Origin of the sequence: Cytobacillus firmus, from assembly GCF_023657595.1 — a bacterium.
Lineage (GTDB): Bacteria > Bacillota > Bacilli > Bacillales > Cytobacillaceae > Cytobacillus > Cytobacillus firmus_B.
This window is the reverse complement of record NZ_CP098323.1, coordinates 354,418-379,191: the sequence shown is the minus strand read 5'-3', so window position 1 is coordinate 379,191 and position 24,774 is coordinate 354,418. Positions and strand designations below refer to the sequence as shown.

Annotated in this window: 22 protein-coding genes; 6 read left to right on the top strand and 16 right to left on the bottom strand. The window is 43.8% G+C overall.

Annotated features, from left to right (window positions below):
- The first annotated feature begins 76 nt into the window (after positions 1-76).
- Together NAF01_RS01960 and NAF01_RS01955 are read left to right on the top strand one after the other, a co-directional pair.
- Positions 77-736, top strand: a complete 660-nt coding sequence (locus NAF01_RS01960; protein ID WP_226620171.1) for a DUF421 domain-containing protein — start codon at positions 77-79, stop codon at positions 734-736.
- Between the two features lie 108 nt (positions 737-844).
- Complete coding sequence (locus tag NAF01_RS01955; RefSeq protein ID WP_226620170.1) at positions 845-1,870, top strand: STAS domain-containing protein; 1,026 nt, start codon at positions 845-847, stop codon at positions 1,868-1,870.
- A gap of 138 nt (positions 1,871-2,008) precedes the next feature.
- Here NAF01_RS01955 and NAF01_RS01950 read toward each other — a convergent pair whose 3' ends face one another.
- The gene (locus NAF01_RS01950) at positions 2,009-2,773 is read right to left on the bottom strand and encodes a metallophosphoesterase family protein (protein ID WP_226620169.1); all 765 of its coding nucleotides are present in this window, start codon (positions 2,771-2,773) and stop codon (positions 2,009-2,011) included.
- A 165-nt stretch (positions 2,774-2,938) separates the two neighbouring features.
- Here NAF01_RS01950 and NAF01_RS01945 point away from each other — a divergent pair, with 165 nt between their 5' ends.
- Positions 2,939-3,871, top strand: a complete 933-nt coding sequence (locus NAF01_RS01945; protein ID WP_226620168.1) for a manganese-dependent inorganic pyrophosphatase — start codon at positions 2,939-2,941, stop codon at positions 3,869-3,871.
- A 293-nt stretch (positions 3,872-4,164) separates the two neighbouring features.
- Here the strand turns inward: NAF01_RS01945 and NAF01_RS01940 are convergent, their stop codons facing one another.
- The 6 genes from NAF01_RS01940 to gatC form a co-directional block, all read right to left on the bottom strand.
- Positions 4,165-5,232, bottom strand: coding sequence for an NAD(P)H-dependent flavin oxidoreductase (locus tag NAF01_RS01940; protein ID WP_250801616.1), 1,068 nt, complete (start codon positions 5,230-5,232; stop codon positions 4,165-4,167).
- A 19-nt stretch (positions 5,233-5,251) separates the two neighbouring features.
- Positions 5,252-5,812 carry a thioredoxin family protein gene (locus tag NAF01_RS01935; RefSeq protein WP_197212660.1) on the bottom strand — a complete coding sequence of 187 codons (561 nt, stop codon included), beginning with the start codon at positions 5,810-5,812 and terminating at the stop codon, positions 5,252-5,254.
- Between the two features lie 33 nt (positions 5,813-5,845).
- Entirely contained in the window at positions 5,846-5,980 is a 135-nt protein-coding gene (locus tag NAF01_RS24925; RefSeq protein ID WP_284709494.1) for a hypothetical protein, read from the bottom strand.
- Between the two features lie 152 nt (positions 5,981-6,132).
- Positions 6,133-7,560 (bottom strand): Asp-tRNA(Asn)/Glu-tRNA(Gln) amidotransferase subunit GatB, encoded by a 1,428-nt coding sequence (gene gatB / locus NAF01_RS01930; RefSeq protein ID WP_250801615.1) that lies wholly within the window; start codon positions 7,558-7,560, stop codon positions 6,133-6,135.
- A gap of 12 nt (positions 7,561-7,572) precedes the next feature.
- Complete coding sequence (gene gatA / locus NAF01_RS01925) at positions 7,573-9,030, bottom strand: Asp-tRNA(Asn)/Glu-tRNA(Gln) amidotransferase subunit GatA (protein ID WP_197212677.1); 1,458 nt, start codon at positions 9,028-9,030, stop codon at positions 7,573-7,575.
- Between the two features lie 13 nt (positions 9,031-9,043).
- Entirely contained in the window at positions 9,044-9,334 is a 291-nt protein-coding gene (gene gatC, locus NAF01_RS01920) for an Asp-tRNA(Asn)/Glu-tRNA(Gln) amidotransferase subunit GatC (protein ID WP_009335962.1), read from the bottom strand.
- Between the two features lie 223 nt (positions 9,335-9,557).
- Here gatC and NAF01_RS01915 point away from each other — a divergent pair, with 223 nt between their 5' ends.
- Positions 9,558-9,914 (top strand): cupin domain-containing protein, encoded by a 357-nt coding sequence (locus NAF01_RS01915; protein WP_197249215.1) that lies wholly within the window; start codon positions 9,558-9,560, stop codon positions 9,912-9,914.
- 178 nt (positions 9,915-10,092) lie between these two features.
- On the opposite strand, the gene NAF01_RS01910 is transcribed toward NAF01_RS01915, so the two are convergent.
- Together NAF01_RS01910 and aceA are read right to left on the bottom strand one after the other, a co-directional pair.
- Positions 10,093-10,527 (bottom strand): YueI family protein, encoded by a 435-nt coding sequence (locus tag NAF01_RS01910; RefSeq protein ID WP_048010911.1) that lies wholly within the window; start codon positions 10,525-10,527, stop codon positions 10,093-10,095.
- 206 nt (positions 10,528-10,733) lie between these two features.
- Positions 10,734-12,023 carry an isocitrate lyase gene (gene aceA / locus NAF01_RS01905; RefSeq protein ID WP_226620165.1) on the bottom strand — a complete coding sequence of 430 codons (1,290 nt, stop codon included), beginning with the start codon at positions 12,021-12,023 and terminating at the stop codon, positions 10,734-10,736.
- Between the two features lie 304 nt (positions 12,024-12,327).
- Here aceA and NAF01_RS24920 point away from each other — a divergent pair, with 304 nt between their 5' ends.
- Together NAF01_RS24920 and putP are read left to right on the top strand one after the other, a co-directional pair.
- Positions 12,328-13,167: an STAS domain-containing protein gene (locus tag NAF01_RS24920; protein WP_197212666.1), complete on the top strand. Its 840-nt coding sequence runs from the start codon at positions 12,328-12,330 to the stop codon at positions 13,165-13,167.
- A 439-nt stretch (positions 13,168-13,606) separates the two neighbouring features.
- Positions 13,607-15,076, top strand: coding sequence for a sodium/proline symporter PutP (gene putP, locus NAF01_RS01895; protein WP_284709493.1), 1,470 nt, complete (start codon positions 13,607-13,609; stop codon positions 15,074-15,076).
- Positions 15,077-15,144: 68 nt separating this feature from the next.
- On the opposite strand, the gene NAF01_RS01890 is transcribed toward putP, so the two are convergent.
- The 7 genes from NAF01_RS01890 to NAF01_RS01860 all read right to left on the bottom strand — a co-directional run bounded on the left by NAF01_RS01890 (position 15,145) and on the right by NAF01_RS01860 (position 24,766).
- On the bottom strand, positions 15,145-15,696 hold the full coding sequence (locus NAF01_RS01890; RefSeq protein ID WP_226620164.1) for a cysteine hydrolase family protein: 552 nt from the start codon (positions 15,694-15,696) through the stop codon (positions 15,145-15,147).
- Positions 15,697-15,812: 116 nt separating this feature from the next.
- Positions 15,813-17,360 carry an L-glutamate gamma-semialdehyde dehydrogenase gene (pruA, locus tag NAF01_RS01885; protein WP_222499797.1) on the bottom strand — a complete coding sequence of 516 codons (1,548 nt, stop codon included), beginning with the start codon at positions 17,358-17,360 and terminating at the stop codon, positions 15,813-15,815.
- A gap of 504 nt (positions 17,361-17,864) precedes the next feature.
- The gene (locus NAF01_RS01880; protein ID WP_222499795.1) at positions 17,865-19,034 is read right to left on the bottom strand and encodes a CamS family sex pheromone protein; all 1,170 of its coding nucleotides are present in this window, start codon (positions 19,032-19,034) and stop codon (positions 17,865-17,867) included.
- A 15-nt stretch (positions 19,035-19,049) separates the two neighbouring features.
- The gene (gene ligA, locus NAF01_RS01875; RefSeq protein WP_226620163.1) at positions 19,050-21,056 is read right to left on the bottom strand and encodes an NAD-dependent DNA ligase LigA; all 2,007 of its coding nucleotides are present in this window, start codon (positions 21,054-21,056) and stop codon (positions 19,050-19,052) included.
- 41 nt (positions 21,057-21,097) lie between these two features.
- Positions 21,098-23,329, bottom strand: coding sequence for a DNA helicase PcrA (pcrA, locus tag NAF01_RS01870; RefSeq protein ID WP_226620162.1), 2,232 nt, complete (start codon positions 23,327-23,329; stop codon positions 21,098-21,100).
- 77 nt (positions 23,330-23,406) lie between these two features.
- Positions 23,407-24,093, bottom strand: coding sequence for a heptaprenylglyceryl phosphate synthase (locus NAF01_RS01865; RefSeq protein WP_048010469.1), 687 nt, complete (start codon positions 24,091-24,093; stop codon positions 23,407-23,409).
- Between the two features lie 364 nt (positions 24,094-24,457).
- A complete protein-coding gene (locus NAF01_RS01860; RefSeq protein ID WP_048010470.1) occupies positions 24,458-24,766 on the bottom strand; it encodes a YerC/YecD family TrpR-related protein in 309 nt (102 codons plus the stop codon).
- Between the last annotated feature and the right edge of the window lie 8 nt (positions 24,767-24,774).

The following is a 24,774-nucleotide window of genomic DNA, read 5'->3' as shown; positions in this document are numbered from 1 at the left end:
GTTTTTTTTATTTTTCACATGAAAGCAGCTCTTTAAGCAAAACCTTTGAATAAAGTGCGTTCAAAGGAGCTTACATATGTTCTTGATCTTAAAAATAGCGAGTCTTTACTTAATCACTATCATGATTATGAGACTGATGGGGAAATCTACGATTATCCAGATGACACCTTATGACCTTGTCGCCATTATTATCGTTGGCACAGTTGCTTCTGAGCCTCTCATTAGCACAGAATACTTGCCGACATTAATAGCATTGGCCATTCTTGTGGGCCTCCACATTCTTTTCTCGTATTTGACTTTAAACCAGATTGGCAACCGTTTTTTTCTTGGTGAGCCGACGATGCTGATTAAAAATGGGGAAATCCTTGAAGACAATCTGGAGAAGTCCCATCTTTCCATGTCTCAGCTGCTGTCCATCTTAAGAAGCAAAGGCTACCCCAAGATTGCGGATGTTGATTACGCTATTCTCGAGCCAATCGGTGAAGTGAGCATCATACCGAAAGTGGCCAATACGCCTGTAACAGTTGAGCATTTAAAGATCCCTATTCAGGATGAGGGGCTCCCGATTGCAGTGATTGTGGATGGCAGGATTCAAGCGCGTAATCTCGAGCTGCTCGGACAGACTAAGGATTGGCTATTAGACCAGCTTCGACAAAACCATTTGAATGAGAAAGAGATTATGTACGCTTATGTGAATGAAAAGTCAAAGAAATTGAATATAAACAGACGAAGATAATTTTTTAAAACAGGTTTATTGATTGAAATATAGGGTATTTAATATGAGTTGCATACCAGAAAATTAAAAGTAAATTAAATATACATATCAATATCAGGGGGTAATGGTATGAAAGAGGCAGGCCTTGTGCTTGAAACAAAAATTGATGGTTTTAATTTTAACTGGGACCTGGAAAAAGGTCTGTTTAATTTTGAAGGTGAAGACTCTGTCCTTTTTTGGATAAGTTCCGCCATGAAAAGCTTTTTTGATACGATTGAGGAGATTTCAGGAAAAGAAACTTCCAGCCTTGTACTTGAGACAGCCGGCTTCAGGCAGGGACTAGTTGTAGGAAAGTTTTTTAAAGACATGAATCTGCCTGTAGCCGAAGTAGCTAACATCATCCCCAGAATATACGCTTCAGCCGGCTGGGGGAAATTCATCATCACTAATGTAGATCCCGCTGCCAAAACTGCCAGGGTCAGAACTGTTGACAGCTGGGAATATAAGATTAACAGGAAACAGGGTAAAAATGAATCCGGAACCTTTCTGCCTGGACATTTTGCGGGAATCTTTTCATCTGTGTTTGGGACAAGCATATGGTATAAAAAAATATCTGACCAGTTAGCCGGCCAGGATTATTCAGAGCTGGATTTCTTCCCTTCAAGCGTTACGGTTGAGGAAAATATCCACGCTTTAGCCAGACGCGAAGAATCCAAAAAAATCAGTGAGCTTGAGAAATTGGTGGAGGTACGCACGTTAGAACTTAAACAGCTTGTTAAAGAAATCTCTTCACCGGTTATTCCTGTCCTTGATGGAATTGTTGTTGTTCCTCTTTTGGGAAGATATGATGAATTCCGCTCTGAAGAACTCGTCGATAAAACTCTTCATAGCCTTCCGAAGCACCAGGCAGATTGCCTAATCCTGGACTTGACCGGGTTAAATCAGTCCATCAGTGCCTATACGGTGGAATTCTTAAGCAAACTGGCTGCTGCAGCTAATCTGATCGGCACCGAAACGATCCTGGTTGGCATTTCTCCGGAACTTGGCACTAAAATTACGGAAACGAATTTTAACCTCTCTAAATTTAACTGCTTCACAAACCTGCAGCACGGCATTTATTACGCTCTTTCCAAAAAAGGCAGGAAAATCTTTTAATCATACAAAAAGCTGACTGCGCATTGGACGTAAGTCAGCTTTTTTGGTTGTTTTTATGGCTGCATTCGTAAATTCAGTGAGGATTTAATTTTTTATGTTCGCTCAGCGTTTTTTATGTGCCTTCAGGACCAGTGGCTCCTATTTCTCTGCCTGCACTTTCTTCGGCGCCCCCCTATATTTCGCTTCGCGCAGCTCCAGCGCGTAGGCCTCAAGATTCGGCATTCCCATATCTTTGGCCATACTGATTTCTTTCTCAATATCATATGGAACCCTGACAATCTCGATGGAAAAAGGTGCAGCCTCTTTTGATAAGTATTCCCCATTCAAAATTGCATAGGTAGCCTGAGGGATATCAAGGGAGTTTCCGACGCTTCCCGCATTGAATAGTGTCTTTTGCGGATGAATCGGTTCAACCAGGGCTGCGTGAATATCCCCATACCCGATAACATCCGGAATCCTGCCATCCTCTCCGGCAGTAATTTTCTCTGTATTCTCGAACATAGCCAGTTTTTCTTCATACGAATCCCTCATCGGCACAACCCGGTGATAGATGCTTTTGGCTGAAGCATGGTAGAGTCTGATGTATTTTCCGCTCATATAAAAATCGTGATGGAACGGAAGTGTGCCTAAGTAGGACAGGGCCTCTTCACCCAGCTGTCTCTGATGCCACTGCCCCTCTTCAAAATCCAGCGGCTTCTGCATAAAGTCATCCCAGTTCCCAAGGAGGACCACTTCACAGGTCTCTTTAATCCATTCAACAGCTTTAAGAGAATTGGGTCCTTTTCCTATTAAGTCACCAAGGCAAAAAATATTCTCTATTCCGCGTTCACGGATATTGTCCAGAACAGCCTCCAGAGCTGTGATATTTCCATGAATATCAGATATTACGGCTACTTTTCCCATGTTTGTCTCCTCCTTACTTTTTTTATATTTCTCCAAAACACCCAAGCTTCCTCCAACAATTGAAAAAAACAAAATTTGATTTTTCCCCGTACCGCCATTACATTAGAAATATGGTAAAATAACAGCATGCAAAAACCAACATTACATATAGAAGGAGTAGGAATTATGTCAAAAGTATTTGTATTCGGACACAAAAACCCTGACACTGACTCAATCTGTTCAGCACTTGCTTATGCAGAATTAAAAAACAAATTAGGCGTTGATGCAGAGCCAATCCGCCTGGGCAAGGTAAATGAGGAAACACAATACGCCCTGGATTATTTTAAGACTGAAGCTCCCGGGCTTGTTGAAGCAGTATCCAAGGAAGCGGGCGAAGTAATTCTTGTAGACCACAACGAGTTCCAGCAAAGCGCTGATGATATCAGAGATGTGAAAATCCTGGAGGTTATTGACCACCACCGCATTGCGAATTTTGAAACAAGCGATCCGCTTTACTACCGTGCAGAGCCTGTTGGCTGTACAGCAACCATTCTGAACAAAATGTACAAAGAAAACGGAGTGGAAATCAGCAAGGAAACTGCTGGCCTTATGCTTTCTGCCATCATTTCCGATTCCCTGCTGTTCAAATCTCCAACATGCACAGACCAGGACGTTGCAGCAGCACGCGAACTTGCTGAAATTGCGGGAGTAAACGCTGAAGAATATGGTCTGGAAATGCTGAAAGCAGGAGCAGACTTAAGCAAGAAGAGTGTGAAAGAGCTAATCTCCCTTGACGCAAAGGAATTCCAAATGGGAAGCTATAAAACAGAAATCGCTCAGGTTAATGCTGTGGACCTGAATGACGTACTAAGCCGCCAGGAAGAATTGGAAGCTGTAATTACTGAAAACATTAACAACAAAGAGCTGGATCTTTTTGTTTTTGTTTTAACTGATATCCTTAACAACGACTCAGTTGCCATTTCTCTTGGCAAAGAAGCTGCAGCAGTTGAAAAAGCTTATGATGTAACACTTGAAAACAACAGTGCCGTATTGAAGGGCGTTGTTTCACGCAAAAAGCAAATTGTACCGCCTCTTACAAACGTATTGGCCGGCAAATAAAGTGAAACTTCAATCAGTGGGGGTTTTCCTTATCCCCCACTGATTGTTAGTCGCGTTCTAGTGTCGCTAAGATCTCCGCTAGCGCTTCGATCAATCGACACTACGAACCCGATTGGTTCAACTAAGCCTCTGCCTGCGCCTCGGCAAGTTTCACTGTATCTCACCAATCGGGCCTTTACGGGCAGTTTGACCCCCACTTATCCTCCGGTGATTCCTCTGAATCTTGAAGTGGGGGTCTTACTGCTCGTTAGACTGCGATAAGATAAAAGCAGTGCCACACTTGGCACTGCTTTTTACTTATCCAATAATAATTCTGTCCCCTTAACAAGCCTGGTCATCAGTTCCTTCACTGTCACCTCTTCAGCCATTCCTACTCCCTGTCCGGCCCATAAGGACATAAACTCCGTCCGCTCCAGCTTTGCTGCATGCTTCCGGATAGGAGCTGTCATATCATTCTGCAATGGATAAGGCAACACCTGCCTGCCTTTCATTTCTTCCATGAACCTGTTGCGAATCCCTCTTGCAGGCTTTCCTGAGAATGCTTTCGTCACAGCTGTCTGGTCATTCCCTGCATTTAATAGAGCTCGCTTATACAACCGGTGAGCCCCGCTTTCCCTGCATGCAAGAAAGGCCGTTCCAAGCTGGACTCCTTCTGCCCCAAGGATCATGGCCGCAGCTATACCCCGGGCATCCATGATTCCCCCTGCTGCAGCCACAGGACAGCTTACTGCATCTGCCGCCTGCGGTATGAGAACCATGGAACCGATCATCCCGCTTTCTTCCTTGTGAAAAGTTCCGCGGTGCCCCCCTGCTTCTGACCCCTGAACAACAATGATATCTGCACCCGCCTCTTCCCATTCCACTGCCTCATTGACATTCGTTGCAGTTCCAAAAATCAGCGTACCCTGTTTCTTCAATTCAAAAAGGATGGCCGAATCGGGTATGCCAAACGTAAAGCTGCAAGCAGGCACACGTTCTTCCATCAAAACATCAAGCTGTTTTTTGTATAAAGCAGCATAATCCTTATCCGGAAGAGCTGGTTTTCCCGCCATGCCAAGCTCACTGCTGTATCGTTCAAGCACATCCCCCATGCTGCTGATGTCCTCTGTATCCGCCGAAGCCTCACTATCCGGAACAAAGAGATTGACGCCAAACGGCCGATCAGTCAATTTCCGAATCTGTTTTATATTCTCTCTTATTTCATCCGGACTCATATAGCCAGCACCCATATTTCCAAGCCCGCCGCAATTTGATACCTCGCTGATTAATTGCGGTGTTGTCATCCCTCCAGCCATGGGAGCCTGGAAAACAGGGTATTTTATATCCAGTTTCGCAGTGATGGAATTTCGGTTCCAGCCCATTTAAAACACCCTTCCCCCTTTATTTTCCCGAAACAAGAACATCTATTATACTATCAGCAACTGTATGCCAAATCTTCGAATCCTCCTGATAGGAAGAGGTTAGTTTCCTGTACATGCTCATTTGTTTTTCCTTAAAGTCCTCAGCTTCCTGTGCAGGAAGCTTGCTTCTTTCACTATCCACCAGTTCCTGAATTTGTTTGGCACGCGGTCCCCAAACAGCAAATTCATCCCCTTCTTTATCAATAAAGATATAAATCGGTATCGCTCTGGATGTTCCGTTAGTCAAATACTGGTCCATAAGCTCAAGGTTCTGATCCCTCAAAACAAAACGGACTTCCATGCCGGTTTCCTCTGAGATTTTTAATAGAATCGGATTATTCAGCATCGCATCACCGCACCAATCCTCAGTGAGGGCAATTACTTTCATGCCAGCATCCTTAAGCTCTGCCAATCTTGTTTTTTCGTCATCGGATAATGAAAAAAGATTATAGATTTTATTCATCTCTTCTTTGTTAACTTGCATCGCTTCTATATAATTCTGCGTACTTAGACCCTTTGCAAACCAATCCATTAATTCCATAAACCCACTCCCTTTTTTCGATATCTTTAGTGTTTATTCTTTATTATCCGCTTTCATTCCTGCATTTGCTGCAGCACTTTGTAAAACCAAATCTTTTCCTGGGAAATAGAGATTATTTTTGTCGAATACAGGAAAAGCGCAAGCGCCTTGCTCACCCCCGACAAGCACAAGACGAGCCTTCCGGAAAGGCGTTCTTTGCCTTTTTGGAAGGCTTGGCTTGTGACCTCGAGGGGGTAGGCGCTGGAGCTAGACAGTTATCGATATTCAAAAATTTATACATTCTTACAAGAAAAGCTGATGGATTCCCATCAGCTCACCTTTTATCTTTTCTGTATTTCCTGCTGCAATAATTTGTTAACAAGCGGCGGGTTGGCCTGTCCTTTTGTGGCTTTCATAATTTGGCCGACTAGGAAGCCGATTGCTTTTTGCTTTCCATTTTTGAAATCCTCGATGGATTGCGGATTCGCATCAAGTGTTTCACCGATAATCTTAAGAAGTGCGCCTTCGTCCGAAATTTGGACAAGGCCCTTTTCTTTTACGATTGTTTTCGGATCTCCGCCATTTTCAACCAGCTCTTTAAAGACTGTTTTGGCAATTTTGGAAGAGATGGTGCCGTTTTCGATCAGCTTAATCATGCCGGCAAGTCCTTCAGGTGTCAAAGCTATATCTGTCAGTTCCTTCTGTTCAGCATTCAAGTGAGCTGACAATTCACCCATTACCCAGTTGGAAGCCTGTTTGGCGTCAGCTCCTTGATTCACAGCCGCTTCAAAGAAATCAGAAGTTTCTTTTGTGACTGTCAGGACAGCTGCATCATAAGCCGGCAGCCCAAGTTCTTCAATATAGCGGTTCTTTCTCTGGTCCGGAAGCTCAGGGATTTCTGCACGAATACGCTCTTTCCACTCTTCATCAATATGGATATCAAGTAAATCAGGCTCAGGGAAATAACGATAATCATCCGAACCTTCTTTTACCCTCATTAGGATCGTTTTATTAGTTGCTTCATCATAACGCAATGTTTCCTGCTGGATTGTTCCCCCAGAACTTAGAATCTCTTCCTGCCGCTTCTCCTCGTACTCTAGCCCTTTGCGGACAAAGTTAAACGAGTTCAGGTTCTTCAGCTCTGTCTTTGTGCCAAATTCCTCCTGGCCGACAGGACGAAGGGAGATATTCGCATCACAGCGAAGTGAACCCTCCTCCATTTTACAGTCAGAAACGCCAGTATACTGGATGATGGACTTTAGCTTTTCCAAATATGCGTATGCTTCATTTGGCGTGCGGATATCCGGCTCAGAAACAATCTCGATCAGAGGAGTACCCTGGCGGTTATAGTCTACAAGAGAATAACCTTTAGCATGAGACAGCTTGCCTGCATCCTCTTCAAGGTGAATACGCGTAATGCCGATTTTTTTCTTATAGCCATCGACTTCGATCTCAATCCAGCCATGTTCTCCAATGGGCTTATCGAATTGCGAAATCTGGTAGGCTTTAGGGTTATCCGGGTAAAAATAATTCTTCCGGTCAAATTTTGTAACTGGTGCGATTTCACAGTTCAGCGCCATCGCAGCTTTCATTCCGAATTCAACTGCTTTTTTATTAATGACAGGCAGCACTCCAGGGTAGCCGAGATCGACTACTGTTGTGTTGGAGTTTGGATCTGCCCCAAAATGGTTAGGGCTTGCCGAGAATATTTTTGAATCTGTTTTAAGCTCAACATGTACTTCTAGTCCGATAACCGTTTCGTATTTCATGAATTTCCCCCCTTACAGTCCCGGTTTTTGCTTATGAAATTCTGTAGCCTGCTCAAATGCATGTGCTACGCGGTAAACAGTGCCTTCATCAAAATGCTTACCGATAATCTGAAGGCCAAGCGGCATTCCATCCGAAAATCCGCAAGGTACACTGATTCCAGGCACCCCGGCAAGGTTAACTGGGATTGTCAGAATATCATTTGCATACATTGTCAGAGGATCAGACATATTTTCACCAATCTTAAAGGCAGGAGTTGGCGCTGTTGGCCCAATAATAACATCATACTTTTCAAAAACATTTTCAAAGTCCTGTTTAATCAGTGTGCGCACCTTTTGTGCCTTTTTGTAGTAAGCATCATAGTAGCCAGAGCTTAAAGCAAATGTTCCAAGCATAATACGGCGTTTTACTTCATCCCCGAAGCCTTCTGCACGGGTCTTTTTGTATAAATCGATTAAACTTTCAGGATCTGCTGTTCTATAGCCATAGCGTACGCCATCAAAGCGAGCCAGGTTTGCCGATGCCTCTGAGGAGGACAGCAGATAATACGTTGCCAGTGCATATTTGGAGTGCGGCAGGGAAACTTCCTCCCATGATGCCCCGAGTTTTTCTAACACCTTCAGGGATTCCAGCACTGACTGGCGTACATCTTCATCTACACCTTCAGCCAAATATTCTTTTGGTACGGCGATTCTCAACCCTTTAACATCGCCAGTTAAGCTTTCAGCATAGCTTGGGACATCTACATTTGCTGAAGTAGAATCCATTGGGTCCACACCTGAAATAGCCTGAAGCAGATAGGCGTTATCTTCAACTGTGCGGGTAATTGGTCCAATCTGGTCCAAAGATGAGGCAAATGCAATCAGTCCGAAACGGGATACTCTTCCATATGTTGGCTTTAACCCAACAACTCCGCAGTATGAAGCTGGCTGTCTGATTGAACCTCCTGTGTCCGATCCAAGAGAAAATAAAACTTCTCCTGCAGCAACAGAAGCAGCAGATCCGCCAGAAGATCCCCCGGGAACTCTTTCAAGATTCCAGGGATTGCGGGTTACCTGAAAGCCTGAGTTTTCATTGGAGGATCCCATTGCAAATTCATCCATATTCAGCTTGCCGATTGTAATGGTCTCAGCATTATGTAATTTGGATGCAGCCGTTGCATCATAAATCGGGTCAAAGTTCTCAAGTATTTTACTCGCACTTGTGGTCCGCAGTCCCTTCGTTACGATGTTATCCTTAACTCCGACCGGCATTCCGAACAAAAGGCCTTTTGCTTCGTCCGTTCCGATTTTGTCATCCATTTTTTTTGCTGCTTCTCGGGCTCTTTCCTCATCAAGCGTCAAGAAAGCCTGTACTTTGTCCTCTACTTCACCGATTCGCTTGTACGATTCACTGACAAGATCAGTAACCGTTATTTCTTTTTTATGTAAAAGCTGATGAAGCTCAGATACCTTATGATCAAATAAACTCACCATTTTCCCCTCCCTACTCAATGATAGACGGCACTTTTATATAGCCATCCTGATGTTCCGGCGCATTTTTCAAAACTTCTTCCTGTGGAAGCCCTTTATTCGCCTTATCTTCCCTCAATACATTTTTCATATCAAGAACATGGGATGTTGGTTCAACATGATCTGTATCAAGCTCATTCAAAAGTTCTGCAAATGAAATCATTTTGTCCAGCTGTTCCGTATAAGCTACAGCTTCCTCTTCAGTCATGGCAAGTCGCGCCAAGTGCGCAACATGCTTAACCTGATCTATTGAAATTCTCGACATTAATGCCACCTCCAAAAATGAATACTGTCTATGCACAATTATTATGATCATACCAAACTTTCACGCGTTAAAGCAACACGCGAGAGCGGGCTGTTTCAGCAATCTTCTGCTTATTTTACCATGAGTTGAGGGAGAAATGTGTGTTTGTGTCTTTCTCTAGAGGATATATGAAAAGTAAAACCGAATTAATGGGGATGCGACTATAAGTACAGGAGGTAAGATTATGGAATTTTTCCGATTTGATTTGGATGTCAGCAGGGAAATTAGTCAATTCAGCAGCCACAATGCCAGCATCAGCCCGATTATCAGAAACAAAACAGCTACAGTTGGGTGTATCCATCTTAAGGATAATAGTGTTTTAGGCATGCATCCGGCAGCATGTCCCCAGCTATTTCTCATCGTTGAAGGCGACGGATGGGTTAAAACAGATGGCGGTGAGCAGGTTGCAGTCCAAAAAGGAACCGCTGTTTACTGGTCTGAAGGCGAGGAACATGAATCAGGTTCTTACCTTGGCATGACTGCAATTGTGATTGAAGGTCCTGATTTGGACCCGCATAAGTATCTGAAGCCTTTGGAATAGAAAGCGGAACAATTGGCATTGGCCGGTAAAAGCAGAAGTTTGGCCGGTATTTTATTATATTTAGCCGGTAAATCCTGTATTTCAGCCGGTATTTTTTAAATTTGGCCCGTAAACTCCACATTTCGGCCGGTATTGTGATGCTTTACCCCCAAAAATAGAGCAGCGCGCCAGACGCTGCTCATTTCCGCTTAAATAGTTTGGCAAATAGGCCGCCTTTTTTCGCCTTTTTCGCTTCTGCTTTGACCGTTTTCCTATCCACAAATATTTCCGGTTTATCAATTGCATAGTCATAGGCTAGAACCAGCCCGATCTCAGAATTATGTTCTTTGTTGGTAACGATTGTATATTCGACCTTATAGCCTGAAGCCAATTTAATATATTTTGATAAATAGGAGTAGCTCATATTTCCATTCAGATAAAGATGAGCTTTGCTGTTGGCTTTAAGGGCCTCTTCCACCTGCGGATAGATTCCATCCTCCCTCATCTGCGGCTGCTTCAAGGCAATGATAACCCTCTCCCGAAGCGAGCCAAGAAATTTGCGGCGCTCATCAGGCTTGGTCTGTTTCTGTCCATGAATCCCCTGTTGAAGATAATCATCTATATTTTCAGCCAATTGTACATCCTCCGTCCTTATTTGACCTCAGTGCTTTCATTGTATTCAGTATTATGCCCTATTTCAAATTTAGCCTATTTAATATGTATGTTTTCGAAAGAGGTACTGTGCTTGCCTGATAAGCAAAAAATACCTCCCTTCCAAGGAAGAGAGGTGTAAATTAGGAGAATATACAAGATAAAAAATCAAGTTACATAGGGTAGAAACTAAGCTTCCTGCTTTTCAGTGAACTGGTCTTCCTCGGTTGATCCCTTTAAAGCGGTTGTCGAGGAAGTCCCGCCAGTGATGACCATGGAAACCTGGTCGAAATAGCCGGTGCCTACTTCTCGCTGATGTCTTGTCGCCGTGTAGCCATGTGTTTCGCTGGCAAATTCGGCCTGCTGCAGTTCAGAATACGCAGCCATGCCACGGTCTTTATAGCCTCGTGCCAATTCAAACATGCTGTGGTTCAGCGCATGGAATCCAGCTAAAGTAACGAACTGGAACTTGTAGCCCATTTTGCCGAGCTCTACCTGGAATTTTGCAATCGTTTCGTCATCGAGCTTTTTCTTCCAGTTAAATGATGGAGAGCAGTTATACGCTAACAGCTTGCCAGGGAATTTTCCATGAATGGCTTCAGCAAAGCGCCTGGCCTCATCAAGATCAGGTTCAGATGTTTCACACCATACCAGATCTGCATAAGGAGCATACGCCAATCCCCGAGCGATCGCTTGGTCGAGTCCTGGTTTTGTCCGGAAGAATCCTTCAGGAGTGCGTTCCCCTGTAATAAAAGGTGCATCATATGGATCTACATCGCTGGTAATCAAGTCAGCTGCGTTAGCATCAGTCCGGGCGACAATAACAGTCGGCACTCCCATAACATCTGCTGCCAGCCTTGCAGAAATTAAATTCTTAACAGCCGTCTGCGTTGGAAGCAATACCTTTCCGCCAAGATGGCCGCATTTCTTCTCAGAAGAAAGCTGGTCCTCGAAGTGTACTCCGCCGGCACCCGATTCAATCATGCCTTTCATAAGTTCAAATACATTAAGCTGGCCGCCGAACCCTGCTTCAGCATCTGCTACAATTGGAGCGAACCAATCAATGGAATGATCCCCTTCCATATGATGAATCTGATCAGCACGCTGAAGGGCCTGATTAATTCTTTTTACAACACTCGGAACACTGTTGGCTGGATACAGGCTTTGGTCCGGGTACATATTTCCGGACAGGTTCGCATCGGCAGCAACCTGCCAGCCGCTTAAGTAAATGGCCTTCAGCCCAGCCTTAACCTGCTGTACAGCCTGGTTTCCCGTTAACGCCCCTAATGCATTGACGAAATCTTCTTCATTCACAAGCTTCCATAGCTTCTCTGCACCACGGCGAGCTAATGTATGTTCGATATCAATTGATCCTCTTAACTTAATGACTTCCTCAGCGGTGTACGGTCTTTCTACTCCATTCCAGCGTTCATCCATTTCCCAGCTTTCCTGCAACTGACGCACTCTTTCATCTGCCATTTGATTAAATCCTCCTTTTAATTTAGAAAAATCATCATTTCAGCAAGATCCCGGCTGCAAAACACTCTGTAACATAACAGCACTAAAAATATAACCCTGTTATATTTTTACTCTATGTTGTTATAAGACAATTAAATATCTATGTTTTGTATTATATAACAGTTAATCCGGAATGGGAACCCCTTAATTAAAAAATTTAAAATTTACTGAATATAACATCCCGCTCCTTTTCACCTTCACCCTCTGTGTTATGATATAGAGATTAGTTGTTTTTTTGATCATTCTGATGGATGAAGGAGAATTTATGGAAGATAAAAATCGATCTTTATATAATTATCTAGTTGAAAAAGCCCCTGATATGACGAAGGATTGGAGAAGTTTTCAGGTCGTAAAGGCTGGTTCCGACTATTCCGCCGATGCCCCGCTGGAAAGGGCAAGGAAAGTTGAGGAGCAAAATACAAAGTATTTCAGGACTGTAGCAAAATCGCTGCTTCAGACAGAAGAAGAAATGAAGGAAACGATAGCCAACTGGACAAAGCAGACGTCCGCTGATCGGGTTAAATCCAGAACCTCCCTTGTCGATGTTCAGAGAAATCTTTCCATATTCCGAAAGGTTTATTGGATGCATATAAAACGTTTTGCTGAAACTGCCGACTTGGATATTAAAGCAGGAGATATATTTCATTGGCAGGAAGTTATTGATTATACGCTGGATTATGTAATGGAAACCTTCACCGAAAACTTTATGGATATATTGCTGAGCCGATTAAGCGCGCAATCTATATTAATAAAAGAACTAAGCACGCCGGTTATCCCGCTATCCTCAGAAGTTGGGCTGCTGCCGCTCATTGGGGATATTGATACAGAACGGGCCAAGTTTATTATGGAATCTACTTTGCAGCAGAGTGTAAAGCTGGGGATTACTCATTTAATCATTGACCTCTCGGGTGTCATCATGGTCGACACAATGGTTGCGCACCAAATTTTCCAGGTTATCAGCTCATTAAAACTTATCGGTGTTCAGTCAACCTTGCTCGGCATCCGTCCTGAAGTCGCACAGACAGCCATCCAGCTCGGAATTGACTTTAAGGATATAACAACGGAAAATTCTTTAGAGAAAGTGTTCAGAAAATTAGATCTGTAATTTTACTGGGGCCTATGACAATTAGGTCTTTTTTTATAAACCCTTCAGGTCACCAACTTAATTTTATTAATTTTGATGTATAGTTATGTTGTTATATGAGATATAACAGCAAATTAATGCGAAATATCGAATTTTTATACATTTGTATCTTTATAGTTTTTTAGATTTTTTGTCCTCCAACCTTTATTATGTTATGATAATAAACGTCTTTTCGAATTGGACCTTTCCCCAAACAATTTTTTTAACAAACACAAAACTGTATGTTACTGTATAAAAGGTGATTTTCCTACGAATTATTTTATGGGGATACTAAGAGAAAAATGGAGGTGAACAAATGGATCTCACTATGGCGACGTGGCTTTGGCTTCTTATTCCAATGCCATTATTAATCGTACTATCAGGCATCTCATATTTTGCTGAAAGGAGAGAATAAGTAAGTATGGATATAAATATACCAACGTTAATTGCGATTATTGTGTATCTGGTCGGCATGCTGCTGATTGGCGTGCTTGCAGCCAGAATGACTAAAGATTTATCTGATTATGTATTAGGCGGCCGAGGGCTGGGACCTGGCGTTGCAGCCTTGAGTGCAGGGGCATCCGATATGAGCGGATGGCTGATGCTCGGCTTACCTGGTGCCGTATATCTCGGAGGTATGGGAGAGATTTGGCTTCCAATCGGCTTGGCTGTCGGCGCATATTTAAATTGGCAGTTTGTGGCCAAACCACTGCGTGTATACACGGAAGTAGCCAACGATTCTATAACGGTACCCGGATATTTTGAAAACCGATTCCATGATACTTCAAAAATATTGCGTGTTGTTTCGGCAATTGTTACATTAATCTTTTTTACTTTCTATACTTCTTCAAGTCTAGTGGGTGGTGCTATTCTTTTAGAGAATTCATTTGGAATGGATTATACACTCGCGCTTTGGGTCGGAGCTGCAGTCATTTTGTCCTACACATTATTTGGCGGGTTCCTGGCAGCCAGCTGGACTGACTTTATCCAAGGTATACTAATGTTCTTAGCTTTAATTATTATTCCAATTGCCGCGATTCAGGAACTTGGCGGATGGAATGAAACATTAAATCAGATCAGTTCAATAGATCCAACTCATTTGGATGTTGCTTCAGGAGCCACGTTTGTGGGCGTTGTTTCCCTGCTGGCATGGGGGCTGGGCTACTTTGGACAGCCACATATTCTTGTCCGCTTTATGGGATTAAAATCAACAAATGATGTTCCTAAAGCCCGGTTGATCGGTATGACCTGGATGGTACTGTCACTGTTCGGAGCTCTGTTTGTAGGTTTTGCCGGAATAGCGTACTTTGCAGATGCACCGCTTGCCAATTCTGAAACAGTGTTCATTATGTTTTCCCAAGTACTCTTTAATCCATGGGTAGCCGGATTCCTATTAGCAGCCATTCTCTCAGCAATCATGAGCACAGTTGACTCACAATTGCTCGTTTCTTCAAGTGCGCTGGCACAGGATTTCTATAAATCCATCTTTAGAAGAAATGCTTCCCAAAAGGAAGAAATGATTGTTGGCAGAATTGCTGTATTGGGCATTGCCATTATCGCTATCTTCTTAGGGTATAACCCCGAAAGCAAGGTATTGGAACTTGTCAGTTATGCATGGGCCGGATTTGGTGCAGCCTTTGGACCTGTCATCATCCTGAGCCTGTTCTGGAAGCGCATGACTCGTAATGGCGCCCTAGCCGGTATTATTGTTGGTGCTGTAACAGTAATTGTTTGGGCACAGCTTACCGGCGGACTATTTGATCTTTATGAGTTAGCGCCTGGCTTCCTATTTGCAGCTCTGGCGATTATCGTTGTCAGTCTTCTGGATAAGGCACCATCAGCAGAAGTTCAGGAACAGTACGATCGATATAAATCAGTCCTTAAAAAATAATTGCAGAAACCCTCTTCCTATGTGGAGAGGGTTTTTTGTATTTTCCCATAATTATAAAGAAAGCATATTTAAATTACTTCCGCTCCAAGGGTCTTTGCAAAATGCCTTAAGGCCCACTCGTGGCCATCCTGGTCAAATGATGCAACAGCATCTTTATGGATCACTATTTTAAACCCTTTATTATAAGCATCGACTGCTGTATGAAGGACGCAAATGTCGGTGCATACACCGACGAGGTGTACTTCCTCTATACTGCGCTCCCTCAGTTTTATCTCCAGGTCGGTTCCTGCAAATGCAGAATACCTGGTTTTGTTCATGAAATAAACATTTTCAGCTTCCTTGTTCGTTTCATAAACCTCCTGCAATGAGCCGTAAAGATTCCTTCCTTCCGTGTTTCTGATATTATGTGGCGGGAATAAATTTGTTTCCGGGTGATGGATGTCTCCTTTATCATGAACATCAATGGCAAAAACAGTGTAATGCCCGCTAGCGATATACTCTTGTGTGAGCTCTGAGATTTTCTTTTCCAATAGCTGTCCAGGCCTGCCGCATGTCAGGGCACCGTCTTCAGCAACAAAATCATTTGTGTAATCAATATTGATCAGGGCTTTAATTGGCATTTTTTCATCACTCCAATCTGCAGTTCTTCTTTCATCATATACCTCAGCGGGCTGAATATCCAACTAAAAAAGGAACAGCAACCAAGTTGCTGTTCCCGCCTCCGAATGGAGATCTATTAGTACATTTCAGAAGTAGTCTTCGCCTGCATGTGCAGAAGAATGTAGTCAGGGCCGCCCGCTTTGGAGTCAGTTCCTGACATGTTGAATCCGCCGAATGGCTGGTATCCAACAATCGCACCTGTACAACCGCGGTTGAAGTATAGGTTTCCAACATGGAAATCTTCACGCGCTTTTTGGATGTGCTCACGGTTCTGTGTGATCACTGCTCCTGTTAAGCCGTACTCCGTGTTGTTGGCAATTTCAAGCGCATGGTCGAAATCTTTTGCCTTTGTGAAACCAACGACAGGCCCAAAAATTTCTTCCTGCATTAAGCGCGCGTCTGGTGCAAGGTCAGCGAATACAGTCGGTTTGATAAAGAAACCCTTAGAATTGTCCCCTTCTCCGCCTGTCATCAGCTTGCCTTCTTCTTTGCCGATTTCAATGTAGCTCATGATCTTGTCAAATGCACCCTGGTCGATGACTGGACCCATGTAATTGCTTTGGTCTTCAGGGTTGCCCTGCGTTAATTCGTTAGTCAGTTCAACCACACGGTCTAGAACCTGATCGTATACATCTTCTACGATAACCGCACGTGAACATGCTGAACACTTCTGGCCGGAGAATCCGAATGCAGAAGCCACGATGGAAGTCGCCGCCAATTCAAGGTCTGCTTCTTTGTCGACAACGATTGTGTCCTTACCGCCCATTTCAGCGATGACACGCTTCAGCCAGATTTGGCCTTCGTTTAATTTAGATGCACGCTCGTTGATGCGAAGACCAACATCACGTGAACCTGTGAAGGAAATAAAGCGGGTGTCTTTATGGTCAACCAGGTAGTCGCCCACTTCTGCACCGCTTCCCGGCACGAAGTTTAGAACGCCCTTTGGAAGGCCTGCTTCTTCCATCACTTCTACGAATTTAGCTGCCACAACCGGTGTTGTAGAAGCTGGTTTTAACAGAACTGTGTTTCCTGCTACGATCGCAGCAACAGTTGTGCCGGCCATGATCGCCAGCGGGAAGTTCCAAGGAGAGATGATGATGCCCACTCCCAATGGAATGTAGTCATAACGGTTATATTCATTCGGACGGCTGTTGACTGGAACTCCGTCTTTGATTTCTAAGATTTGGCGTGCATAGTACTCAAGGAAGTCAATCGCTTCCGCAGTATCAGCATCTGCCTCGTTCCAAGGCTTTCCTGCTTCTTTTGTTAAAAGAGCAGAGAACTCATGCTTGCGGCGGCGGATAATCGCAGCAGCTTTGAATAAAACATCTGCGCGTGTTTCCGGCTTTACTTTTCTCCATGTTTTGAATGCTTCCACAGCAGCCTGCATCGCTTTTTCCGCATGATCGCGGTTTGCCTTTGAAACACGGCCAACGACTTCTTCTTTATTAGAAGGATTGATTGATACAATTTTATCTTCAGTAGAAATGCGCTCTCCGCCAATTAATAGATCATAATCCTGGCCCAAATAGCTTTCTACAGTTTGTAAACCCTTTAAATATGCTTCACGATGTTCTTCTTCTTTAAAGTTCGTGAATGGCTCATGCTTATAAGGTTGTACCATTTTTACCGCCTCCTGAGTGTACAAATATCAAACGTCAGATACTAGCGCCCCGCTCTTTACATGCTGGAACAAGGTCCGCTATTCTCTTAAAACGTTTTCATCCAAAGACTATATTAACACGAAAATAACATTATCTTCAAACATTCTCCGTAGATGTTATATATTAACATCTAAAGGGCAGAGTTGCGGTTTCACTTAGAAGGATAAGGAGTTGAAGCCCTATTGGGCAGGGTTGGATAAAACTGTTATATATAACTTTTTAATGCTGTATTGGGAGTGATTTTTATTTTTCAGGCGGGGAAGACCACTTTCCTTGTACTTTTTCCTTTTTGGGCGGCATGTTGGCTCTACGGCACCATTTTCCTCGAGACTCTTCCTTTTTGGGCGCCATGAAGAATCTTTCGCGACCATCCCCCCTTTCCTTTTTCGCCATCACAACAAGCCATCGCTCTCAAAACAAAAAAACCCAGAAGGTGCTTCTCATGCACTTCTGGGTACCTGGTTCTAATGATAAATATGGACAAAAGGCTCGCTTTGGTCTGCTTTCCGGACTACAATCGCTTCCGGGCCGTTGACTGATGAGATGTTTACCTGGACTGAGATGTATTCAGGGAAGTGTTTGACAACAAGACCTGTTACATATTGGGTAAATCCAATACCTTCTGCTTTCCCATAAAATTGGATTGGGATATCAATGTTGATTTCCTGCAATTGATCTTGGGCATAGAAAGCTTTCCCGATAACTCCATTAAAGTTAGGGAAGTATGTTTCCACATCCTGTTTAAAGTTAAGAAAAGCGGTTAAATCATCACGATGATTTTTTTCAGCTGCGCTTGAAGGGAACAGGACATATTTCTCGCTGATCCCTTCCCATCCGCCCAGCTTATTGCTTCCTTTGTCTGCCTTAGCATATGCAAAAAAGCTTCCCGGCACAACCGAAGTTCTTGCCTGCTGTTCAAACAAAGCAATGGTTACCGGCACATCCTTCAGACCCTTGATTTGCCGTATTCTCTGAAGGACTTCTTCAGCCATCTTTTTGCCTTCCCGTTCAAGAACATCCCGTTTAATATCGGTTTCAAAAGTCGCGCCATATTGTTCTTTCTGATAATAATGAACAGAGTTCATGGCAAGACCTATCACAACTCCGCCAAGACCCACTTTTCCATCATCGTTTTTCAGCAGATAGTTGTGCTCAAGTATATGTGCCAGGTATATCGGGCTTTTTTCATTATTTTTATCAATATCTCCGCCATCTGCAATCATTGGATTTAAGCCAATGTTGTCTTCGGCTTTCAGCTCGCGTTCCTTCAGCTGATCGTCAGTAAATTTGCGGTTAAGCCAGGCCTGGACAGTTCCTCTTTTTAAATACTGGCCTTCCTGGAATAAGTATTTATCCGGATCAAATGAGTTTTGTGCCACACGCATTAATCCGGTCTCAAATTCATTAATGTCATATTTAGTGCTTATATTATTGACCACAAGACCTCTGGACTCACTTGGTTCAAACGGCAGCAGCGTTCGATAATACTTGTCTGAAATTTTATAGTTCGGAATGATTGCCTTATCCTTTTCGTTCTTATCTTCCTGAACGACTTCCTCCTGCTTATTAAAATTAGGCGCACAGCCTGCAAGCAGAAGGGTTAGGGATAAAGCAAGCATTAAGAGTTTTTTCACGGAGCTTACACCCTCTTACTTATTTAATTCTTCAACCAGTCTCTCCTCGTTCCAAACTTCTACACCCAGCTCCTGGGCCTTCGTCAGTTTAGATCCGGCTTCTTCTCCGGCGATTACAACATCCGTTTTCTTGCTGACGCTTCCGGATACTTTGCCGCCAAGCGCCTCTATTTTATCTTTTGCTTCATTTCGGCTCATGATTTCAAGCTTTCCTGTCAGAACGACCGTTTTCCCTGCAAAAAAGCTATCTGAGCTTTCGGCAGAAACTGGCTTTGGCCCATTATAAGCCATGTTGACTCCGGCTGCTTTCAGCTCGGCAATCAGTTCATGGGCTTCCTCCTGTTCAAAGAAGGAAACAATGGAGTCCGCCATTTTTTCACCAATTTCATTTATTGCTGTTAAATCGTCCCGGGATGTTTTTTCAAGTGCCTCCATATGGCTAAACTCCTGGGCAAGCGTTTTGGCTGCCTTCGCTCCCACATGGCGGATTCCCAGGCCAAATAACAACTTTTCAAGAGAATTCCCTTTGGAGTTTTGAATCGCCTGAAGAAGATTGTTTACAGATTTTTCACCCATCCGTTCGAGCTGGATAAGCTGTTCATACGTTAATTTGTAGATATCTGCCACATCTTTAATCAGATTTTCGGCAAATAATTGGCTGATCACCTTTTCACCAAGGCCATCAATGTTCATGGCGTTGCGGGAAACAAAATGAATAAGGCCTTCCCTGATTTGTGCCGGGCACTTTGGATTGATGCAGCGCAAAGCCACTTCACCATCAAGACGGACCAGTTCGCTCTCACATTCCGGACAATGTGTCGGCATATTAAAATCCTGTTCCTCACCCGTTCTCCTGTCTGCCAGTACATTCACAACTTCGGGGATAATATCTCCCGCTTTTTTCACAACCACCTGATCGCCAATCTTAATATCTTTTTCGCGGATCAAATCTTCGTTATGAAGTGAAGCCCTCTGGACAGTCGTCCCGGCAACACGGACAGGCTCCAGAAGCGCAGTTGGCGTAACTACGCCCGTTCGCCCAACGCTCAATTCTATATCCCTAAGTGTAGTAACAACCTCTTCTGCAGGGAATTTATAAGCTATGGCCCAGCGTGGGCTTTTCGCCGTAGCGCCCAGTTGCTCCTGCTCCTCCAGTGAATCGACTTTGATTACAATACCATCAATGTCATAGGACAGATCCGGACGTTTGTGGGTCCATCCCTGTACATATTCAATTACTTCCTCAATGCTTTCACATCTTTTGCGTTCTTTATTTGTTTTAAATCCGAGGCTATCCAGAAAATCCAGACCTTCACTGTGGGATACAATCCCTGTATTCCCCGCATTCGCTATGCCATAGACAAAAATATCGAGATTGCGCTTTGCTGCAAGGCGCGGATCCAGCTGCCTTAAGGAACCTGCTGCGGCATTCCTTGGATTAGCAAACGGCTCCTCCCCATTCTCTTCTTTTGCTTTATTCAATTTCTCAAAAGAGCGTCGGGGCATGAAGGCCTCACCGCGGACTTCCATCGTGACGTTCTCTTTCAGCCGGAGAGGTATCGAACGGATAGTCTTTAGGTTAGCGGTAATATTCTCGCCAATGGAGCCGTCACCGCGTGTGGCACCAAGAATAAATAATCCATCCTCATAGCGGAGGGAAACAGCCAGCCCATCAATTTTCAATTCACATACATAAGAAACATTTTCTCCGGCACCCTGGCGGACACGGCGGTCAAAGTCTCTTAAATCCTGTTCGTTGAAGGCATTTCCCAAACTGAGCATCTGCGACTGATGCTCCACTTTTTCAAACATATCGAGGATTTCCCCTCCAACCCTCTGTGTGGGAGAATCCTCTGTTTTCAGTTCAGGGAATTGTTCTTCAAGCTCAATCAGTTCCCTCATCAGCCTATCGTATTCAGCATCTGGAACAGACGGCTGATCAAGAACATGATACTCATAATTATACTGATTCAAAAGGTTGTGCAGATCTTTCACCTTTTTTTCTGCCAATTGAAGGTCCATACATTCAACCCTTTCTATAATCCATTGAAAATGCAGCGGAATTATGCCTTTGTAATCGGTGCAAATTTGGCCAGCAGACGCTTAATGCCAACTGGTTTTGGGAACGCAATATCCAGCTCTGTTCCCTCGCCGGATCCTTTCACACTAACAACAGTGCCTGTTCCCCATTTTCCGTGCTGGGCTTTGTCGCCGACCTTCCAGGCAATATCGTCTCCTCCTGTGTTCGATGCAGATGGACGAATCACCGCTTTCCGCTGAGGCTGTACTCCTCTTGAAGCAGACGGAGAACCAAATGGTGATGATCCAAATGGAGACGGTTTTTTAGCAGGTTCAAGGCCGTCCAGCAAATCAGCAGGTATTTCTTTAATAAACCTGGATGGCGGATTCATATTCGTGCGTCCGAATAAAGTACGCATTTGAGCATTCGTAATGAAAAGCTCCTCTTCTGCCCTCGTGATTCCCACATAAGCAAGGCGCCGCTCCTCTTCCATTTCAGACTCTTCCATTAAAGAACGGCTGTGCGGGAATACACCTTCCTCAAGACCCAGTAAAAAGACAACAGGGAATTCAAGGCCCTTTGCTGAGTGAAGTGTCATAAGAACAACAGATTCGGCTTTTTCTCCATCATCATCCAATTTATCAATGTCAGCTACAAGAGCCAAATCAGTCAAAAATGCGATAAGCGTTTTGTCTTCGCTTGCTTCTTCAAAGTTTTTGGTAACGGACAGGAATTCATCAATGTTTTCCAGACGGCTCTGTGCTTCAATGGATTTCTCGGCAATCAGCATATCACGGTAGCCTGATTTCTCCAATAGCTCTTCCACAAGTTCTGTTACAGAAAGGTATTCCTGCATTTGTGTATAGTTTTTAACCAGGTCCCTGAATTCAATGGCCCCTTTTGTAATTTTCGGGCTCAAGCCAATCAGTTCAATGGATTCAAGTGCTTCAAACATACTCATTTCATGAAGCTGTGCAAAGTTGGCGATTTTATCAACCGAACCGGAGCCGATTCCTCGCTTTGGCACATTAATTACACGCTGAAGACTGATATCATCATCCGGATTGGCAATCAGGCGCAGATAAGCAAGGATGTCCTTGATTTCTTTGCGGTCGTAGAACTTGATGCCGCCGACAATGGAATATTCTATGTTCGACTTTAACAGCACTTCCTCCATTACACGGGATTGTGCATTGGTGCGGTATAAGATCGCGATATCCGAAGCGCTTCGCTTGCCGGTGCTGATGTATTCCTTGATTTTACCTGCAACAAACTGAGCTTCTCCCTGTTCGCTATCGGCACGATAGTAAAAAATCTTATTGCCTTCTGCGTTTTCGGTCCAGAGATTTTTCGGCTTTCTGTTCAGGTTCTTGCTGATGACTTCATTCGCAGCCAGCAGGATCCTTTTTGTTGAGCGGTAATTTTGTTCAAGCATGATGGTTTGCGCATTAGGATAATCCTTTTCAAAGGAAAGAATGTTGGCAATGTCCGCACCGCGCCATTTATAAATAGACTGGTCCGAGTCACCGACTACACAAAGATTCTTAAATCGGCTTGCCATTAGCTTTACAAGCATATACTGGGCTCTGTTTGTGTCCTGATATTCATCCACATGAATATATTGGAATTTTCTCTGATAATATTCCAGCACTTCCGGAACCCGCTGGAACAGCTGAATCGTGATCATAATAAGATCATCGAAATCGAGCGCCTGATTGCGTCTCAATCTCTTTTGGTATTCTGTATATACATCACTGGCAACCTGCTGAATATAATCTCCAGCTGTTTTCGCATACTCTTCAGGAGTGATCAATTCATTTTTTGCCGAGCTGATTGAACCCAAAATTGCACGTGGGTCAAATTTCTTGGGATCCAGATTTTTATCCTTTAGGATCGATTTAATAACTGATTGCTGGTCCGTTGCATCCAGAATCGTAAAATTGCGGTTATAGCCAATCCGGTCAATATCTCTTCTTAAGATCCGCACACACATCGAGTGGAACGTAGAAATCCAGATATCATCTGCTGCTCCGCCCATCATGTTATGGATACGGTCACGCATTTCACGGGCAGCTTTGTTTGTAAAAGTGATTGCCAGAATATTGTAGGGGTTCACACCCTTTTCTACCATTAAGTAAGCAATTCTGTGCGTAAGAACTCTTGTCTTTCCGCTTCCCGCTCCTGCCATTATAAGAAGTGGTCCGTCAGTTGCCTTTACCGCATTTTGCTGCTGCGGGTTTAGTCCGTTCAATAATTTATCTGTTAAAAATTGCATTCCTTCTCTTCACCACCATAGAAACGTATGTTCTTATATTCTATCTTATCTTGTTTTCTAGCCATCAGCAACCTGAATTAAGCACGAGCAGCTTCGACTGTGGCCAATGCAGCCTGCAGATCATCATAAATAACATTTCCGACCACAATGACGTCCGCATGCTCAGCCATTTCTTTTGCCTGATCTGCACTCAGGATGCCGCCTCCGTAAAATAATACGGTATCTTCAAGCGTATTTTTCACCTCTGCAACCACTTCTGGATCTCCGTACTTTCCGCTGTATTCGAGATAGAAGATTGGCAGGCGGAACATTTTCTCGGCCATCATTGCATATGCCCTAACCTCATCAAGAGATAGATCTGTGCGTGAATTGGTGACTTGCGCGGCTTTACATTCTTCATTCAAAATGCAATAGCCCTGAACAAGGATTTCTTCCCAATTCATAATATCCCCATATTCCTTTACAGCTTCCTGATGAAGGCCTGTAACCCACTTTACATCCCGGCTGTTAAGGACTGTCGGGATAAAATACAGGTCAAAGCCCGGTGTAACTGAGTCAATGGACGAAACCTCCAGCACACAGGGAACCGTGTATCTGCGGATGCGGGCCATTAAATCCAGCACTTTCTCCAATGTGACCCCGTCTGTTCCGCCCACAATAATCGCATCGGTCCCTGACTCGCAAATTTTCTCCAGGTCTTCATCTGATATATTTTTATCCGGATCGAGCTTGAATACATGGCTCCATTCGCGAACATCATACATGCAAAATTGCCTCCATTCTATCATTCCATTTCATCATTATATCATTTAAGATTGGGAATAAAAAATAAAAGCTGAAGCGCCTTTTGAAGGGATGAACGTCAACTAAAAGCCGTCACGTCCTGTGGCGAACGTTGACGCCAGCACGTCCTGTGCAAGTCCGACAAACGCTGGCCGACTAAAAACGCCACGTCCTGTGGCAACGTCGGCACTAGTACATACTGTACGTCGAAAGGCCAGTGAATGGAGTCGTTTTTTGACTTAATCCACTGGCCTGAAAGGATGTTGCATTGGGTGGTAAAAATTAATAGAAGACAAAGAAAAAAACCGCGGGATCCTGCCCCATCGGTTTAAGCAAAACGAATATTTACGCTTTTTCAGCTTCTTCTTCTTTGATTCTTTCCAATGCCATTTCATAGGCATCATTTCCATAGTTGAGGCAGCGTTTTACACGTGAAATGGTTGCCGTGCTGGCGCCTGTATCTGTTTCGATTTTATGATAGGTTTTTCCTTCACGAAGCATGCGTGCCACTTCCAGGCGCTGTGCCAGGGATTGTATTTCATTCACTGTACATAAGTCGTCAAAGAATCGGTAGCACTCTTCCAGGTCATTTAAAGATAAAACAGACTTAAATAACTGATCCAGTTCTTTGCCTCTTAGCTTATCAATTTGCATATATTTGC

Coding starts and splice junctions, on each gene's coding strand:
- NAF01_RS01960 (WP_226620171.1), top strand. CDS start 77: ATGTTCTTGATCTTAAAAATAGCGAGTCTTTACTTAATCACTATCATG.
- NAF01_RS01955 (WP_226620170.1), top strand. CDS start 845: ATGAAAGAGGCAGGCCTTGTGCTTGAAACAAAAATTGATGGTTTTAAT.
- NAF01_RS01950 (WP_226620169.1), bottom strand. CDS start 2,773: ATGGGAAAAGTAGCCGTAATATCTGATATTCATGGAAATATCACAGCT.
- NAF01_RS01945 (WP_226620168.1), top strand. CDS start 2,939: ATGTCAAAAGTATTTGTATTCGGACACAAAAACCCTGACACTGACTCA.
- NAF01_RS01940 (WP_250801616.1), bottom strand. CDS start 5,232: ATGGGCTGGAACCGAAATTCCATCACTGCGAAACTGGATATAAAATAC.
- NAF01_RS01935 (WP_197212660.1), bottom strand. CDS start 5,812: ATGGAATTAATGGATTGGTTTGCAAAGGGTCTAAGTACGCAGAATTAT.
- gatB (WP_250801615.1), bottom strand. CDS start 7,560: ATGAAATACGAAACGGTTATCGGACTAGAAGTACATGTTGAGCTTAAA.
- gatC (WP_009335962.1), bottom strand. CDS start 9,334: ATGTCGAGAATTTCAATAGATCAGGTTAAGCATGTTGCGCACTTGGCG.
- NAF01_RS01915 (WP_197249215.1), top strand. CDS start 9,558: ATGGAATTTTTCCGATTTGATTTGGATGTCAGCAGGGAAATTAGTCAA.
- aceA (WP_226620165.1), bottom strand. CDS start 12,023: ATGGCAGATGAAAGAGTGCGTCAGTTGCAGGAAAGCTGGGAAATGGAT.
- NAF01_RS24920 (WP_197212666.1), top strand. CDS start 12,328: ATGGAAGATAAAAATCGATCTTTATATAATTATCTAGTTGAAAAAGCC.
- putP (WP_284709493.1), top strand. CDS start 13,607: ATGGATATAAATATACCAACGTTAATTGCGATTATTGTGTATCTGGTC.
- NAF01_RS01890 (WP_226620164.1), bottom strand. CDS start 15,696: ATGCCAATTAAAGCCCTGATCAATATTGATTACACAAATGATTTTGTT.
- pruA (WP_222499797.1), bottom strand. CDS start 17,360: ATGGTACAACCTTATAAGCATGAGCCATTCACGAACTTTAAAGAAGAA.
- ligA (WP_226620163.1), bottom strand. CDS start 21,056: ATGGACCTTCAATTGGCAGAAAAAAAGGTGAAAGATCTGCACAACCTT.
- pcrA (WP_226620162.1), bottom strand. CDS start 23,329: ATGCAATTTTTAACAGATAAATTATTGAACGGACTAAACCCGCAGCAG.
- NAF01_RS01865 (WP_048010469.1), bottom strand. CDS start 24,093: ATGTATGATGTTCGCGAATGGAGCCATGTATTCAAGCTCGATCCGGAT.
- NAF01_RS01860 (WP_048010470.1), bottom strand. CDS start 24,766: ATGCAAATTGATAAGCTAAGAGGCAAAGAACTGGATCAGTTATTTAAG.